Source organism: Rummeliibacillus pycnus (assembly GCF_044359855.1).
Taxonomy (GTDB): domain Bacteria; phylum Bacillota; class Bacilli; order Bacillales_A; family Planococcaceae; genus Rummeliibacillus; species Rummeliibacillus pycnus_A.
Genome location: NZ_CP132291.1, coordinates 1,891,782 through 1,907,268 on the forward strand (window position 1 = coordinate 1,891,782; position 15,487 = coordinate 1,907,268).

Annotated in this window: 10 protein-coding genes; 2 read left to right on the plus strand and 8 right to left on the minus strand. The window is 34.8% G+C overall.

All coding sequences use genetic code 11. The annotated features are described in order from the left end of the window. Positions 1–34 precede the first annotated feature (34 nt). The 3 genes from Q8X41_RS09265 to Q8X41_RS09275 form a co-directional block, all read right to left on the minus strand. Entirely contained in the window at positions 35–1,663 is a 1,629-nt protein-coding gene (locus Q8X41_RS09265; RefSeq protein WP_397539945.1) for an ABC transporter substrate-binding protein, read from the minus strand. Positions 1,664–2,184: 521 nt separating this feature from the next. After that, entirely contained in the window at positions 2,185–3,012 is an 828-nt protein-coding gene (locus tag Q8X41_RS09270; protein ID WP_397539946.1) for a DUF2785 domain-containing protein, read from the minus strand. An 849-nt stretch (positions 3,013–3,861) separates the two neighbouring features. Beyond that, positions 3,862–4,992: a glycerate kinase gene (locus Q8X41_RS09275; protein ID WP_397539947.1), complete on the minus strand. Its 1,131-nt coding sequence runs from the start codon at positions 4,990–4,992 to the stop codon at positions 3,862–3,864. A gap of 127 nt (positions 4,993–5,119) precedes the next feature. Here Q8X41_RS09275 and Q8X41_RS09280 point away from each other — a divergent pair, with 127 nt between their 5' ends. Then, positions 5,120–6,220, plus strand: a complete 1,101-nt coding sequence (locus Q8X41_RS09280) for a CdaR family transcriptional regulator (RefSeq protein WP_397539948.1) — start codon at positions 5,120–5,122, stop codon at positions 6,218–6,220. A gap of 43 nt (positions 6,221–6,263) precedes the next feature. Here the strand turns inward: Q8X41_RS09280 and Q8X41_RS09285 are convergent, their stop codons facing one another. The 3 genes from Q8X41_RS09285 to Q8X41_RS09295 form a co-directional block, all read right to left on the minus strand. Then, positions 6,264–7,781: a coproporphyrinogen III oxidase gene (locus Q8X41_RS09285; protein WP_397539949.1), complete on the minus strand. Its 1,518-nt coding sequence runs from the start codon at positions 7,779–7,781 to the stop codon at positions 6,264–6,266. 213 nt (positions 7,782–7,994) lie between these two features. Next, positions 7,995–8,345: a YlbF family regulator gene (locus Q8X41_RS09290; protein ID WP_397539950.1), complete on the minus strand. Its 351-nt coding sequence runs from the start codon at positions 8,343–8,345 to the stop codon at positions 7,995–7,997. A gap of 250 nt (positions 8,346–8,595) precedes the next feature. Beyond that, on the minus strand, positions 8,596–9,735 hold the full coding sequence (locus Q8X41_RS09295) for a DUF445 domain-containing protein (RefSeq protein ID WP_397539951.1): 1,140 nt from the start codon (positions 9,733–9,735) through the stop codon (positions 8,596–8,598). Positions 9,736–9,901: 166 nt separating this feature from the next. Between Q8X41_RS09295 and Q8X41_RS09300 the strand changes: the two genes are divergently transcribed. Continuing rightward, a complete protein-coding gene (locus Q8X41_RS09300; protein WP_397539952.1) occupies positions 9,902–10,105 on the plus strand; it encodes a YheE family protein in 204 nt (67 codons plus the stop codon). Between the two features lie 189 nt (positions 10,106–10,294). Here the strand turns inward: Q8X41_RS09300 and Q8X41_RS09305 are convergent, their stop codons facing one another. Next, positions 10,295–11,065, minus strand: coding sequence for a hypothetical protein (locus Q8X41_RS09305; protein WP_397539953.1), 771 nt, complete (start codon positions 11,063–11,065; stop codon positions 10,295–10,297). Between the two features lie 264 nt (positions 11,066–11,329). Further along, positions 11,330–15,139, minus strand: coding sequence for an AAA domain-containing protein (locus Q8X41_RS09310; RefSeq protein ID WP_397539954.1), 3,810 nt, complete (start codon positions 15,137–15,139; stop codon positions 11,330–11,332). Positions 15,140–15,487: the final 348 nt, after the last annotated feature.

Below are 15,487 nucleotides of genomic sequence, written 5' to 3' on the forward strand. Positions count from 1 at the left end.
TTACCAGAAGGCTAGTAATACAAAATGTTATGAATTATTTTTCGATTTTAACATTTTTAAGGTTAATGTTTCCTAGTAGGTCAGGAGCCATATTTTTAACGTAATCTTTTGCAACATATAGATTTGTATAATCATAAATTGGTGCTACTGGATATTCAGACATAAATACTTGTTCAGCTTTTTGAAGAAGTTCTAAACGTTTTGCTTCATCAGTTTCTTTTGTAGCTTTAGCCATTAAGTCTGTATATTTTGGATTTTCCCAACCAGTCATATTGTTACCGTTAGCAGCAGTTGTATACGTATCTAAGAATGTGTTTGCATCATTATAGTCACCAGTCCAACCCATTCGAGCGACTTGGTAGTCTAATTTTTTCACTTTGTCTAGGTAAACTTGCCATTCAGAAGTATCAATTGTTACGTCAATACCTAAGTTTTTATGCCATCCTTCTTGGATGTATTGAGCGATAGCTTGGTGAGCTTCGTCAGTGTTAATAGAAAGTTTGATCTTAATATCACTAGCTTTAGAAATACCTAATTCTTTCATACCTTGGTTAAGAGCAGCTTTTGCACCTTCAACATCGTTGTCTTTGAAGAATTGTTTTTGAGTATCCCAACCAGAGATTGATTTAGGAACGATACCATTAGCAGGTTTTTGTTCACCTTTTGTAATGTTATCAATTAAGCCTTGACGGTCAATTGCAAGAGTTAGTGCTTTACGAATATTTTCGTTTTTCATTACTTTATCTTTTGTGTTGAATTTGTAAACATAGCTTGATGCTAAATCTGAAATGTGTAGTGATTTGTCTTTCTTATAAGTATCAATTTTATCAAGTGATACTGATTGGAATGGAGCACCGATAAAATCAAGATCACCACTTTGGAACATACGGTCAGCTGTAGCAGCAGATTCAACCATTGAAATTTTGACTGTATCAAGATCTACATTGTTTTTATCCCAATAGTTTTTAGATTTTTTAAGAGTTACTGATTCGTTGTGTTTCCATTCAGATAATTCGTATGGTCCGTTTGTTACGTAGTTTGCACCAGCATCAGCGGCCCAGTCTTTTTTACCTTCAACTACTTTTTTATCAACTGGGAAGTAAGAGTAGAATGCAGTTAATTTTAAGAAGTAAGGTGTTGGATTGTTTAATTTTACTTCTAATGTTTTGTCATCGATAACTTTTATACCAACATCTTCAACTTTACCTTTACCAGTGTTGTAAGCTTCTGCACCTTTGATAGGGTATAAGATGTAAGAATATTGTGAAGCATTTTTAGGGTTTAATGCCCATTTCCATGCATATTCGAAATCACCAGCTACTACTGGGTCTCCATTTGACCATTTTGCATCACGTAAAGTGAAAGTATAAGTTAATTTATCATCGCTAACTTTTATATCTTTAGCCATAGCATTCTCAACTTGATCTTTATCATTAACACGAGTTAAACCTTCGAATATCCCGTTTAAAATTGATCCAGATTGATTGTCCGTTGCTAATTGTGGGTTCAAGCTTGGTGGTTCTGAAGCGATTGCAAGGTTAAGTGCTTTTTCACCTGAACCGTTTGAAGAATCGTCTTTAGACTTGTCTCCGCCAAAGCCACATGCCCCTAATACTAAAGTAAGAGCAGCAAGGATTGATAACCACATAAAGTTTTTCTTCATGTTGAAAATCCCCCTATTATTAATATTGAATTTTTGCTATTTTTAAATAGCTGTTATTACTATATCAAACAAATAAACAGAATAAAAGAAGTTGATAGAATATTTTTAAATTCGGGATAATTGAATGAATTCTAAACTATCATCGATTTCTAAATTAATAGTTACATTTTGCATTTTTATTTAAAAACAATGATCGAAATAGTCAAATAAATAATAAATATGTTACCTTATTTATATTTATTAATTACTGTATATTCAGTCTATTGTCACAATTTAAAAAAATATTAGCGTACTAATTTGATAAAGTGTAATACAAATAATGTAAATTAAGTGATTTATATAGACCTATTCATATTAATAATTTATTCTTCAGTATTTTGCGAATTTTTAATATTTTTTACATCTCTTACACTTTCAAAAGCAAAAAGGCCCTGCATTTACATTTGAGTAAATACAGAAGCCTATTTGCAGAATTACTTTTCTGATAAAGTATTCAGGACATCTTTCGAGCTTATTGCAGGTTAAATTTCATCTAAACAACGACCTATTCGTTGTTGTATCAAAGTCCACTTTTCGTTTGAGCTTGTACGGATGTAAAAACTTTTTAAAAAGCTTTTACAGTTGGCATAAAGCCTCCAATATTTTTCCTCATCAATCTTTTCCTTTTGTTGTTTTAAAAAGGAAGGAATTTTCGTGAATAATTCTTCAACAATTTCAGGAGGTAACCCTATTTCAAGCATTTTCATAATTGGTGTCAATAGGCGTTCATCTTCTTCTGCAACATACACGTCAGCAAAAGTGAATACTTTATTTACAAGTGCTTGATAAATAGCTGGAAAATGTTGCACGTTCAATTTAGGGTTTTTGACTACTTCGTCAATTGCATCTGCGGTATGTGCAACGCTATGAGCCCATCCTTTTTCAGGCACATAGCCTCTCAAATCCTGTTCTAAATCTAAATATAGGAGCAGCTCAGCTCTTACTTTTTCCAATAATGGTAAAGAAATAAATGAGCGTTCTAAGTCTTTACTCAATATTAATGCAATTAATAAAACTGAAAAAGAACGTTTAAATATGTTATCCGTTCCAACGTCTCCTATTTCATAAAACAAATACTCGTCCCCTAATGCTTTTGTAAGCAATTCGATGAGGACGTCATCTGATAGTTGATCATCATATTGAATAATTTGACTGAACTGACGATAAATTAATTCATCCCTAAGCTCAGGATCTGGTGAACCAATATGCTCCATCATTGCGTCAAGAAACTCTTGCTGATCATAGTCCTTCCATGCGCTTTCTTCATTTTGAATATCAAGCAGCTGTTTTTTTAATGTTATTTCATCCATATAAGAAACCTCCAATACGAATATTTCATCGACTGAATCGATATTTGAGCAGTATTTTTTTGTCGATTACTCTGTATTGACTTTATTATTATAGCATTCTAGTCTGATGCTTAGCATGTTCCATCGTATGTAATCTATGCTTCACTTATGCATTAGTTTCTTACCATAAGATAAATTTTCATATCAGTTCTTAATCGCTATGCTTTCGTCGCAAAGCATAGTTTTCCGGGCATTTTGTTTAAGTCGCGCTGACACAGTAAACAACTTAATAATTTGGATAATATTCCATTTCAAATATTCACTTAGTATGCCGCTCCAGATGGCGCTTTCGTGCTAAGCGATCGTTGAGCCTCATCGGAAGCTAAAACATTGTGCTCCTATATCGCTTCGCTAGCTTCGTCGCAGAAAATTGGGGCAAAAAGAATTTTTGCTTCACTGTGTGGTCTCACCTGTCTCGCTTTCCCGCAGGACTTTGAATGTACCTCCCTGAATTAACATCGCACGAAGGAAATACGAATGCATTTTCTTCCGCTCTATAGATAATGTTCTAAAATGATATGACATACAATAATACCCATTTAATAGTCGTGTTTTTTATTAAATCTTTGAATTATGAAATTGATTCAGTACCTTAAATAAAAAAACTAATGCATTAGTATGCACTAGTCTCTCACGAATTAAATTATACATACAGTCCCCAATTATCATTTACCTTGAAGTGAGGTTGCCATTGTTTGAGCTTTATAAGCATCTGTTACTTTTATGCCGCTAAATTAAGTGACTACCCAGAAGAAACTATTGCTTACGCAGCTGACAATCATTGCTCCTGTACCAAGTACCGTAACAACCCTATAAATTTAATAGCCTTTGAACCGTTTCATAAGTTCTTTGCTTCAAATGAAATGCAGCATTCGCAATGGATTCTTCACTTGAAACTTGTTTGTTGGCTACACTAGCAATCTCGATAAAATAATTTGCTAGCTGTTTTCTACTTTCCCCCTCTACATATCCAGAAATCAACACGGCTGGTACATGATGTTTTGCTGCTAATTTTGCAATGCCAATTGGTGCTTTTCCAGATAATGTTTGTAAATCTGATTTCCCTTCCCCCGTTAACACATACGATGCTGATTGCAGATGCCCTTCAAAATCAATTGCCGTCATGACAACATCAATTCCTGGTTTTAAATGTACTGGGAAGAAAGCTAAGAAAGCTCCCCCTATACCTCCAGCAGCTCCTGCTCCTGCCTTTTGATGTAGTGCAATACCTGTTTCTTTTTCAATAAGATCTGCTAGGTGATTTAAATTGGCATCAATAGCTTTTACCATTTCCTCAGTAGCACCTTTCTGAGGACCGAAAACTGTCGTTGCTCCATTTGGACCTACAAGTGGATTATTTACATCACAAGCTATTACAAACTGTGATGCTTTTATCCGTTCATCAAAGTTGCTTGTATCAATTTTTTCTAAGCATTGTAATGCTTCTGCACCTTCTGCTAATTCCATCCCTTGAGTATCTAAAAACTTCATACCCAGTGCACGCAGCATTCCCGTACCTCCATCATTTGTAGCACTTCCCCCAATGCCAATGACAAATTTCCGATAACCTGCATTTAACGCATGAAGAATTATTTCCCCTGTGCCATATGTTGAAGCAGTTAAAGGATTACGTTCACCTTGTGATAATAGTGTTAAACCTGAGGATTTAGCCATCTCAATCATGCAAGTTTCTTCATCACCAAGAATACCGTACTCTGCAGAAATCATTCTGCCTAATGGGTCCTGAACTCGAACCAATTTAATCTTCCCATTCGTTGCATTCACAAGTGAATTAAGGGTTCCTTCGCCACCATCTGCTACAGGTAATAGTACAGTTTCAATTGTTTCATCTACATTATGGATAGCTTCTGCCATAACTTTTGCCGCATCTGTTGCAGATAATGATCCTTTAAAAGAATCTGGGCTGACAATGATTTTCATGGCAACACCTCCTGTAAGTAAAGCGTTTACAAAGAATTATAGTGATAATTCTTTGTTTTTACATTATACTTAGTGTATAAAATTTCTGTCTTATAACAGCTATTTTCTAGACATAGAGGAGTATAGAATGATTTCAAAACAATTGGCTAATCAAATAGTCGAGCAAACCATGTTAAGGCTCCATCGTAATATCAATGTAATGAATACAAATGGTATGATCTTAGCTTCTGGCGACCAATTACGTGTTGAAAGCATTCATGAAGGCGCAAAAATTGTTGCAGAGTCTGAAAAGCCACTAATCATTACAGAACAAAACATGCATTTATTTCCGAAAACAAAGCCTGGGATTAATCAACCAATCTATTTTCAAAATGAATTAGTAGGTGTAGTTGGTATTACTGGGGATCCAAATGAAATTTTAGAAATTGCCACACTCGTACAACTTACAACAGAGATGATGGTCCATCAAGCATTGATTGCCTCTCAATCTGAATGGAAGCGTAAAATGCGTGAACAAATCTTTGAAGATTTGTTAAATCAAGAACCATTAGATAAAGTGATGATTGAACGTTTATCTAAAGTTTCTTTTATTCCAGAGCCACCATTTTACCTGATTATTATTAAAGCAACGCCTAAACAACATGCCTATCAATCATTTGTAGAATACTTAGAGGATTTCTATAAACATGAATCTGTTTTAGTTGGAAAATATCAATCAGATGAACATTTTATATTAACTTCTGGAATCGATGGGAAAGTTGTGAGGAAAAACCTAACTTCTTTCATTAACCGAACTAAAAAATATGTTCATGTAAAAATAGGAGTAGGACAGACAGTAGATCAATTGTGTAAGATTCGTTACGCTTATGATACTGCTAAAACAGCAATTGAATACAGTAAACCTACACAAGTAACTACATTCTATGAACATGTCGAGCTCTATTCATTACTAAAAAAGAAGGATTCACCCGAAGCGCAACATTTTACAAATCGAATTTTAAAAAACCTGAACAATAAGTTGATACATACATTAGAAGAATACTTACATTGTAATCAACAGCTTTTATTAGCTGCTGAAGTTCTAGACATACATAGACATACATTGTCCTACAGGCTCAACCAAATTCATGAGCAAACAGGATATAACCCAATCGTTTTTCAAGATGCCATTGTATTGCAAATTGCATTATGGCTGAATAATAAATATAAAAAGAAAGAGAGACATTGACGTCTCTCTTATCTGGATTGCTTTAGATCAAATTAAATTGTAATTATTTACTTACTTTAAAGCCATATAATTCATCCAATGCTTGAATTTTTTTATGAATTGCATCTTCAAAAGTAAGGATATATGCTGCAGGGTCTTTCGGGTTATGATATTGAGTAATCTTACCTGTGTCAGCATTCACAAGTTTTGTTGAAGCACCACACCCCAAACCAATAATCGTTTGGACTTCCTCCATAATGACGATATTATAAATACTTTCTTCACCCGGAATTGAATAACCAACATTCTCCAAGTTTCCCAAAATATTCTTTTGTCTATATAGATAATACGGTGTATACCCATGTTCAGCTGTCCAATCGTGTGCGCGATGCATCATTGCTTCTGCTGTTTTACGATCTGCCACTTTATATTTATCCTTGTTGTGTGTCATTTCTGATGCACGTTTAAATGAAAGTGTATGAACTGTCAATGATTCTGGCATCATTTTTTCGGATTCACTAAGTGAATGCTCAAATTCATCTATTCCTTCATTCGGAAGCCCTATGATAAGATCCATATTAATATTATTCATGCCGGCTTCTCTTGCCATCCAGAATTTATCAATTGTTTCTTGAACCGTATGATGGCGACCTATTGCCTTCAAAGTTTCATCTGTATAAGATTGTGGATTAACACTGATTCGATCAATTCCCCATTTTTTCAACACCGCTAATTTTTCTGGAGTGATGGTATCTGGTCTTCCTGCTTCCACTGTTATTTCTCGAATCGTTTCTGTATGTGGGAATGAATCAAACATTGTTTTATATAAAGCATCCATTTCATCTGCTTCAATTGATGTAGGAGTACCTCCACCCCAATATACAGATGTGATTTTCATATCATGCTCCGTTAACCATTTACCCATTTCTTCGATTTCATAATGCAATCCATCTAAAAATGTAGCAACTTTCCCTTGTTTGCGGTTACTTTGAATGGCATATGCTGGGAATGTACAGTATGCACATTTTGTTGGACAAAATGGAATGCCGATATAAATACTTACTTCATTACCAATTGTGTCTAAGTCAGGAATTGTCTTTAGCTGGTTTTTCACAATACTATTTAACATACTAATTTTTTCATCAGTTAAGCTAAATTCATCTGTCAGCTTATCATGGATTTCATCATCTGATAATCCAGCTTTTCTAAATTTATGATAAAGCTTTGTCGGACGAATCCCTGTTAGAATTCCCCATTGTTGTTTAATTTCTGTCATTTGTTCAAGCGTATCAAGCAAAACATGTGATAATGCACGTTTCAATCGAATTTTTTGCTCTTTATCAGTTCCTTCAGTTTCAAACTTTTGCTCAAAATGACTTTTATAGAGTTGCTCATTTACTTGAAGTGTAGCGTCTGCAATAATTGTAAAATGCTCATCAGTATAATGATTGAAATGAACCACTAAATCTGAGGTCATGTCTTTTTTCGCAAGCTTTGTATCTTCGAAAAACAAATTCGTTATATCAAGAAATACACGCATAAAATCTTGTGGGTATTCTTGGTCTATTTTTAATACTTTCATTCAATTTTTCACTTCTCTCTGTAAAGCTTTTTGATAATACATATATATTTTGCTGATTTTATCTTCTCTAAATAAAATGATTGTACTTTTCAAAACATAATCTATTGTAGCAAATTTTTGTATAAATCTCGAAAGAAATCATAATTTAAGGAGTATTCGTACATATAAAAAGCCCTCAAGCATTTTTGCCTGAGAGCATTTTGATGTTACTTACTAGTTATCCAATTCTTGATATAACCCTTGAACAGGTTTGACAAGTACTCGATTGATCTCTTCGATTAGACCACTTAAAGCCATTTCGGCTTGTAGCATCTTGCCGATTTTTTCATTTTGTTGAGATAGTTGAGCTGTTTTTTGAGCATATTGTAGTTCATCTTCTCCAATTTGTTCGCCTTTCATTTGTTTTTCTTGTAATGAAAGTTGTACTTTACGGAAGTTTTGGAAAAGTGCTTTTGCATCTGCATCAGCCTTTACAGAAGCAATTGCTTCTTCTAAAGCTTTAAACTCACTTGTTTTACGGAATGACCCTTCCAAAGCATTAATTTCGTTATAAATATTGATCAATTCATTTCCCTACTTTCTTTTTTATTTGGCACTGTTAAATATGATCGTTGATATTTGAAAAGAATAGATATTTTGCCAGCACGCCGATCGTAAAGCGTGTAAAAGCTTTACTTGCGACGAAAACGTAACGCGTGAACCAAACCGGTGAGACGACAGAGTTACGCTGGGGTTTGGGCACTTAGCGTACTGGCACTTTGTATAAAAATTTAACAGTAGCCTTTAACATAGCCTATTATTTAAGCTAGCTAATTTAGAATATGGTTACAATGATACCTTGTATGACACCAATCGCTCCACCAAGAACATAACCTAGTACAGTAATCATTTTGAATTCGCGTTTTGAAATCCCTAACACTAAATCCTCTAATACTTGTACTGGGAAAGTATCCACTTGTTCCTTTACAATTTCTTGTAGGTTCAGGCGGTTGATTGCGTCTTCTAGTTTATCTTCAGCCATTACAAATGCTTTTTCTACTAGTTGTGGTACGACATTTTGGGCTATCCAGTCTGCACCATCTTTCCAATAGTACACAAGTGGCTTGTCTAAACGGTTCTCTAATTGTAGTTCCTCTTTTACATAGGTTTGGATTCTAGCTGTTGTTGAAGTGAAATCCAATTCTCCTACTAATTGTGTAACAGATTGTACTTTTATCTTTTTCCATTCAGATGTCAATAAGTTCGTTAATAATACCATTGTACCCGGTGCGTTTAAAAACTTATTAATTTCTTTTTGTAATCGTCCAACAAGTGAAGTTGAATCTCCCAAGAACATCTGAATCATTCCACCAAGTGTCCCTTTTGAATCTAAAAAGTCATCGATTAAACGTTTAATCGTTTGATAACCTTCCTCTGATTCGAAATAATCTTCGCCTTTTTGCAAAATATAACGAGAAATATCAGGAATCTTTGTTGTGGCTTTTTCCTGCCATGATTCTGGTAGCAAAGCTTCAATTGAATTGGTTGATAAAACATTTTTCAAATGGGCAACTTGATTTACAACAATATTGTCAATCTTACCTTCAATTGTTTGTGGTAAATTTGTTACACCAATTTGCTGTACCCACTCATTAATTGTTTTTTCTTCGGTAAATACATTTTCTTTGATTTTATCATTCAACCATTGTGCTACTATTCGTTTGTTACTTTCAGTGAACAGCTTTTTGCGGAACATTTCTGGAGTCAATAAATAGTTAACAACTGTTTTCCCAAGCTGTTTGGCTAATTCATCACGTCTTCTAGGAATTAAACCAGGTGTAAATGGCAATCGCCAAGAACCTAGATAAATTGGATAATATGGTCTGAATAGCATTTTAATCGCAATATAATTGGTGAGCCCACCAATTACTGCTCCTACAACGGTCATAAATAAAATCGATAATAGCGTATGCATCTGATTCACCCATTTCTTCAAAACTAAGCTATATTATAGCAGACAGTTCATTGTTATAAAAATGAATAGGTATTTTTCGACATATACTTAGGTTTTACTTTGAATAATTCCATTGGCAATTTATACTAAATGAAATGAGATTTCCACTTTGAAAGGAGCCCTACATATGATTCAACATTTTAGCTTCAGGCCACTGTACGAAAATCAACAACTACCAGGCTGGACAATCAGTTTCTTTTATAAACAAAATCGCTACGAAGGAATATACGAAAAAGATGGGGTGATTAAGTGGACTAGTGAAACACCACGTAATGAGGAACAAATTAAAAAGATGGTACATGAATTGATGCTGTTTCATGTTTATGATTAAAGGGATTAGATTGCTCTTTTTATTCGCGCCTACTATGCTGGACAAAGCACTACTTTCTGCTGCGGATTAGGACGAGCATTTATTAATTGTTTCAATTGCCACCACTCGATTGTTGTTTGACCCTACGCTCCAATAATTTTACACAAGTGCAGTACTCAACCTTATGAAAAAAGAGTAAGCCTCGTGGACTTACTCTTTCCCATCTAAATACTCTTCGCGCCATTTTAGCAATTCTTTTTCTGTAAGTAACTTTTCTAATGTTTCATCCCAATGTTCTGTTAATGTATTCCATACTCGGACATAGAGCAAATCCTTTTCCTTGTTATAAATAACAAATTGCATGCATGGGATGTCATTGAATTGTATCGTTTCTTTGGATTCAATCGAAGTGATGAAGGTTTGTACTGCTTTCTCATCAGGTTCTTCATCATCTGAATCAGGGCGATTTTCTTGCAGTGCACTGATGATCACTTCATCATCCACATCCATCGGTTCTTCTGAAGCATAGGCAAAGGCATCTGGCAATTCATCGAAATCATCCAATTGTTCAATATCACCTGACAAAAAATCTTTATGATTTGAACTAAAAAGTAGTTGTTGTATTTCCTCTTTCTGTGCTTCTTCAAAAATACCGTTTTCTAACTGTTTCTTTCCTCTTGCAGTTAACTGATAATACTCAGTTTTTTCCACCAAACCCGTATTTTGAAGATTTTGGAGTAAATCGCGGATAAATAATTCTTCCACTAACAATAAATCACTAAGTTCCTTTGGTTCTGCAATTTCTGCTTGTTGACAACTAAGTAAAATCATCTTCATCAAGATATCCATTGTTAGTCTTTTTACTGGTTGATATTTAAACTCGATTGTTTGTATAGGAAAGCACCAGCTTGAAGTAGTTAAAATTTCCACCTTGGGGTCTTGTTTAATTTTATTTGTTAGCTTTTTCTCTAATGCTTTCAAGATAAGTGCCTCCCTTCAAATAACGAGGGCACTGAAAAAATGTAGTAATTCAAATATTTATAGTATATATCCGCTATTGAATGAAGTGGAATTAGCTCCGCTTTCCGTGGGCGAACTGACGAGCCTCCTCGCTGCTCTCCGGGGTCTCGTCTAGCTCGTTTTCCCACAGGAGTCTCCGCTAATTCTACTTCAAAGAAAATAGATATACCAGATTTTCATCATAAATTTACATCTATTTTTACTTTTCCAGTGCCCTTCAAATAACTATTTTGGATTTCCTTCTTCATCACGAAGACCATTTTGAGATTTGACAACTTCAAGTAAATGAGCATACATTTCACGTGATTCTTTTTTCTTAGCACGTTTTGTAAACATTTCTGTACTTCCGACTAGAATGAGTAATTCTCTAGCACGTGATAATGCTACATTTAATCGGCGATAATCATTGGCAAATCCGATGTCTCCACCTTTATGTTCTGTATTGCGGACCATACTGACGATGATGACATCCATTTCCATCCCTTGGAATCGGTCAACAGTTCCTGTACGAAGTTGCAAATGATTTAGTTTTAATTCTTGTTGCACGAGATGGTCAATTTTCTTCACTTGTTCTCCATAGAAGCTGATAACTCCTACACTTTTTTTCGTGCTTTCTGGTAAATTTCCACTTGCAATGGCCATTGCCGTTGCATGATCCAGATCCAATAAAGTGTGACGAATGGTATCTAACTCTCCTGGATTAAAGCGGCTCTTACCATTTTTCATCTGTTCTTCAAAATATGGTTTTCTACTTGGCATATCTAGCCAGATTAAGTGATCTTGACGTTTTACATAATGACCTTCCAAGAAATGATCACGTACCTTATCCGAATTCTCTAAGCCACAGCGCAAATGGTCATCTTCATTTTCATAAAATGGTGTGATAGTTTTCATAATATTTTCATGCATACGATATTGAATCGCTAGCATTTGTTTATTACTTTTCGGTAAGTTTTTAAATAAGCGTTCAAATAAAGATTCTTTTAGTAGTTTTTTCAATTCGTTGATTTCTTGTAAATCATCACTTTCATCGATAATTGCTTTAAGTGTTTCTTCCAACGTATCATCTCCGATTAACGGTGGTAATTGATGGTGGTCACCTACCAAGATGATTTTCTTACCTTTTAACATTGGAAGAAGCAACTCGGGTGGTGTTGCTTTTGATACTTCATCGATAATAACAACATCGAATGTTGGATAGTTGTCCATAAATTCTTTTCTTGCAGAGGCTACACAAGTTGTCCCAATGACATTGGCATGATTAACATAAAGTTTTCGAATTTCGTCTAAATCATGTTCGCTGGCATTTAACAATAATTGATGCCATTGTTGTTGTAATTTCTGTTTGATTGGTAATTGTTGTTTATCGTGATGCAGCTTTTCAATTGCATTTTGTACACCTTTAATCGTTTCTTCTGTATATTGCTTTTGTCTTGTTAAATCTTGTTGCAAAATTTGTTCTAATTCTTTTAGTCTCTTTTCTTGAATCAGGCCATTAGCATTGATTTCTTTTACTTGCGCTTCTTTTTGCGCAAGTTGTTCTAATGCTTCTGCTTCTTCTTGAACAATTAAATCGAACTCAGGTTGCATTTGTTGGAGCTTTGGCAAAGTACTGGCTACAATTTGTCTTTGCTCTGTAAGCTGCTCCAATTCTTTTTCATCAATCATCATCTGCTCTTGCAATTCACCAAGTGTTACAGTCATTTCTTCCTCATGAATCGAAACATGTAATTTATCAATCTTCTGCTTTAATTGTTCGACTTCCGCATTCCAACGGTTTCCTACGTTCAATAACCCACTTTCATGTTGCTTGGATGTATTCAAAATATAAGAAACTTGGGCTTTTACTTCCTGTTTCATCATTTGAAATAAGCGCATAATTTCTAGTCGTTGATTTTCGAGCATACCAAATTGTTCTTCAACAAAAAGGCGGCGATTGTACAAACGTTCTAGATAACTATATAGCTGATTCACAAAGAGATCTGGTGTATCAAGAAGGAATTTTTTAAAATGATCGATTGCTTGGTCGATTTCCCGAATGGAATAAGATGAATATCCGTTAGATGCTTGTTCCTCTACTTTTTGCAAAATCTGTTGACTCTGTCCCATACCAATTTTCTCTTCTAAAAATCCAATTGCACCATTTAAGCGATTTCGTACATCTTTCCATTCGTTATAGCCAAACATTTGCGCTTTTATGCGTTCAAAGGAATTACGTTGCCACTCGATTTTCGTATTTGCTTGAATATGATGTTCTTCCATAAATACATTCAAATCTTGAATCTTTTTGCATTCTTCTATGGCTTCTTTTGAAACTTGCAATTTTTCATGATTTTCAAGCCATTCAGTATAAGATGTTCTTGCATTTTTCAGAGCAACTTCTGCTTTTTCCAGTTCACCTTTTGCGATAAAATATGAAACCTGCTGTCGTAGCTTCACAACTTCTTCTTGTTTTTGTTGCTCTGCCTCTTCTATTTTTTCTATTGAACCGTATTTAGATAATAGTTCTTCCAACTGCTTGATTTGTTCTTCAACAGTTGTTTTTTTAGCTGTTAATGCTGTTGATTGTTCTTCTAATAGTCGTAGCTCTTTACGCGATGCACCTAAAGATTTCTTTAGATTTTTAATATCTTCTTCTACAAGGACATAATCTTTTTCAGCTTGCTCTTGTTCAGTAATTTTCTCTTCAAGTACTTTTAGCTGTTCCTGTAAGCCTTGCATTTCTGCTTCTTTTTTATCAATTGCTAAATCTAACTCTGTCGTACGATCTCTGTGGATTGCTAGTTCTGCTTCTAAATCGTGTAACGTTTGTTCACGCCAAAAGAGTGCAACATTATCTTCAATGAATTTTTTGCCTTCTTCTTCGATACTTTCCGTACGACCATATCGAAGAATACGGATATCTTTGTTTGCGAGTAATCTGCTCAATGCATTATCAACAGCTAAATTGGATTGTGAAGCGACTAATGTTTTCAAACCCGCTCTTGCATTTTGCTGACAGATTTCAGAAATAACAGTCGTTTTCCCAGTACCAGGAGGACCTTGAATCACATATAAATCCTCAGCTGACATGGCGCCAATGACTGCTTCCCTTTGAAATTCATTTAGACGATTATCAAATTGTAGTTCCGCTCTTTTTTTAGGCTGTGTGATACGTGGGCGTTCTTCAAAGAGAATTTTTTCTAAATTGGCATTGGCAGCTAGCCCTTTTTCTAAGTCACTGAAGCCTTTTCGTAATCGACGGATTTGGCTTAATGTCGCAAAGTTACTAAATACCAGTTCTTTTACTTTTGGATGCCATTTATTTTTTCTTATTTGTTCTTGGATAAATGGGCGTAAATCGATTTCAACGGTCTTTTTTGAAGGCTGTGCTTTTAATATAGCACCTAGCTCATCTTTTGAGCCTTGAATTTTGGCACTTAATCCTTTTACCTTTTTCCATTCGCTTTCCTTTAAACCATTAATTTTGACGGTCATTCTGGTAAAATCTTCGTTAAATTCATAATGAGAAAAAGAGGCCGTCATATCATCAATCGTTGCGTCTCGTTCTTGGATTTTCAAATAGCCTTCCCAGCTTGAAATACGCTTTTGAACATATTTTGAACGTTCTTCTGCAATCGGTAACTCGCGAATTTTACTATGTAATTCAAGAGGTAAACCAACTGTATTGCGTGCATTTGTTGCAAATTCCATTTTCGTTTTAAATCGTCTATTGGTATGGACAGGTACTCGCTTACTTAACACACGGAAGTTCGTTGCGAGTAACCCTTCATATTTTACAATGCAATTCATAACTGCTACTTGCTCATCCAGTTTTTCAGAAAGCACCGTATTTTCTACGTTATCGAAATAGAGCGTAATAGCCATTTCGTCCTGAGATGTATTTTGAACATGCTCAACATGCACAACAAATGATTTTTGTAGATGAAAAAAAGCATGTTCATCCTTTCCCCATGCTAATATGCCTTCTCGTGCTTTGTTCGTAAGTATCAAATTTGTGCGCATCACTGCAGGCTTATCTATCACTTGTGCCATGAACATAACTTCCTTTCTTATTATTAATACAGAATAAAAAAACGCTAATATCTATCATACCAGTTTTCTCGTCTGAGATGGAGTGATGAAGTTCTTAAAAAAGAAAAAATCCAACTAGGAACGAAGATGTTCATAGTTGGACTTCTGAATCATTATTAGTGAATTTTTACTTGAATCCATTTCATAATTCAAAGATTTAATAATAAATACGAACATTAAATGGGGCATTGTTATATTCGATATCTATTAGAACATTGTCTATGGAGCGGAAGATGGCGACTCCTGCGGGAAAGTGAGGAGGGCACTGAAAAACCATTCCCCCCTAATTTTTATAGTACAAATCCGCTA

Bases quoted from the DNA above. Each gene is read 5' to 3' on its own strand.
- Q8X41_RS09265 (WP_397539945.1), bottom strand. From the start codon at position 1,663: ATGAAGAAAAACTTTATGTGGTTATCAATCCTTGCTGCTCTTACTTTA.
- Q8X41_RS09270 (WP_397539946.1), bottom strand. From the start codon at position 3,012: ATGGATGAAATAACATTAAAAAAACAGCTGCTTGATATTCAAAATGAA.
- Q8X41_RS09275 (WP_397539947.1), bottom strand. From the start codon at position 4,992: ATGAAAATCATTGTCAGCCCAGATTCTTTTAAAGGATCATTATCTGCA.
- Q8X41_RS09280 (WP_397539948.1), top strand. From the start codon at position 5,120: ATGATTTCAAAACAATTGGCTAATCAAATAGTCGAGCAAACCATGTTA.
- Q8X41_RS09285 (WP_397539949.1), bottom strand. From the start codon at position 7,781: ATGAAAGTATTAAAAATAGACCAAGAATACCCACAAGATTTTATGCGT.
- Q8X41_RS09295 (WP_397539951.1), bottom strand. From the start codon at position 9,735: ATGCATACGCTATTATCGATTTTATTTATGACCGTTGTAGGAGCAGTA.
- Q8X41_RS09300 (WP_397539952.1), top strand. From the start codon at position 9,902: ATGATTCAACATTTTAGCTTCAGGCCACTGTACGAAAATCAACAACTA.
- Q8X41_RS09310 (WP_397539954.1), bottom strand. From the start codon at position 15,139: ATGGCACAAGTGATAGATAAGCCTGCAGTGATGCGCACAAATTTGATA.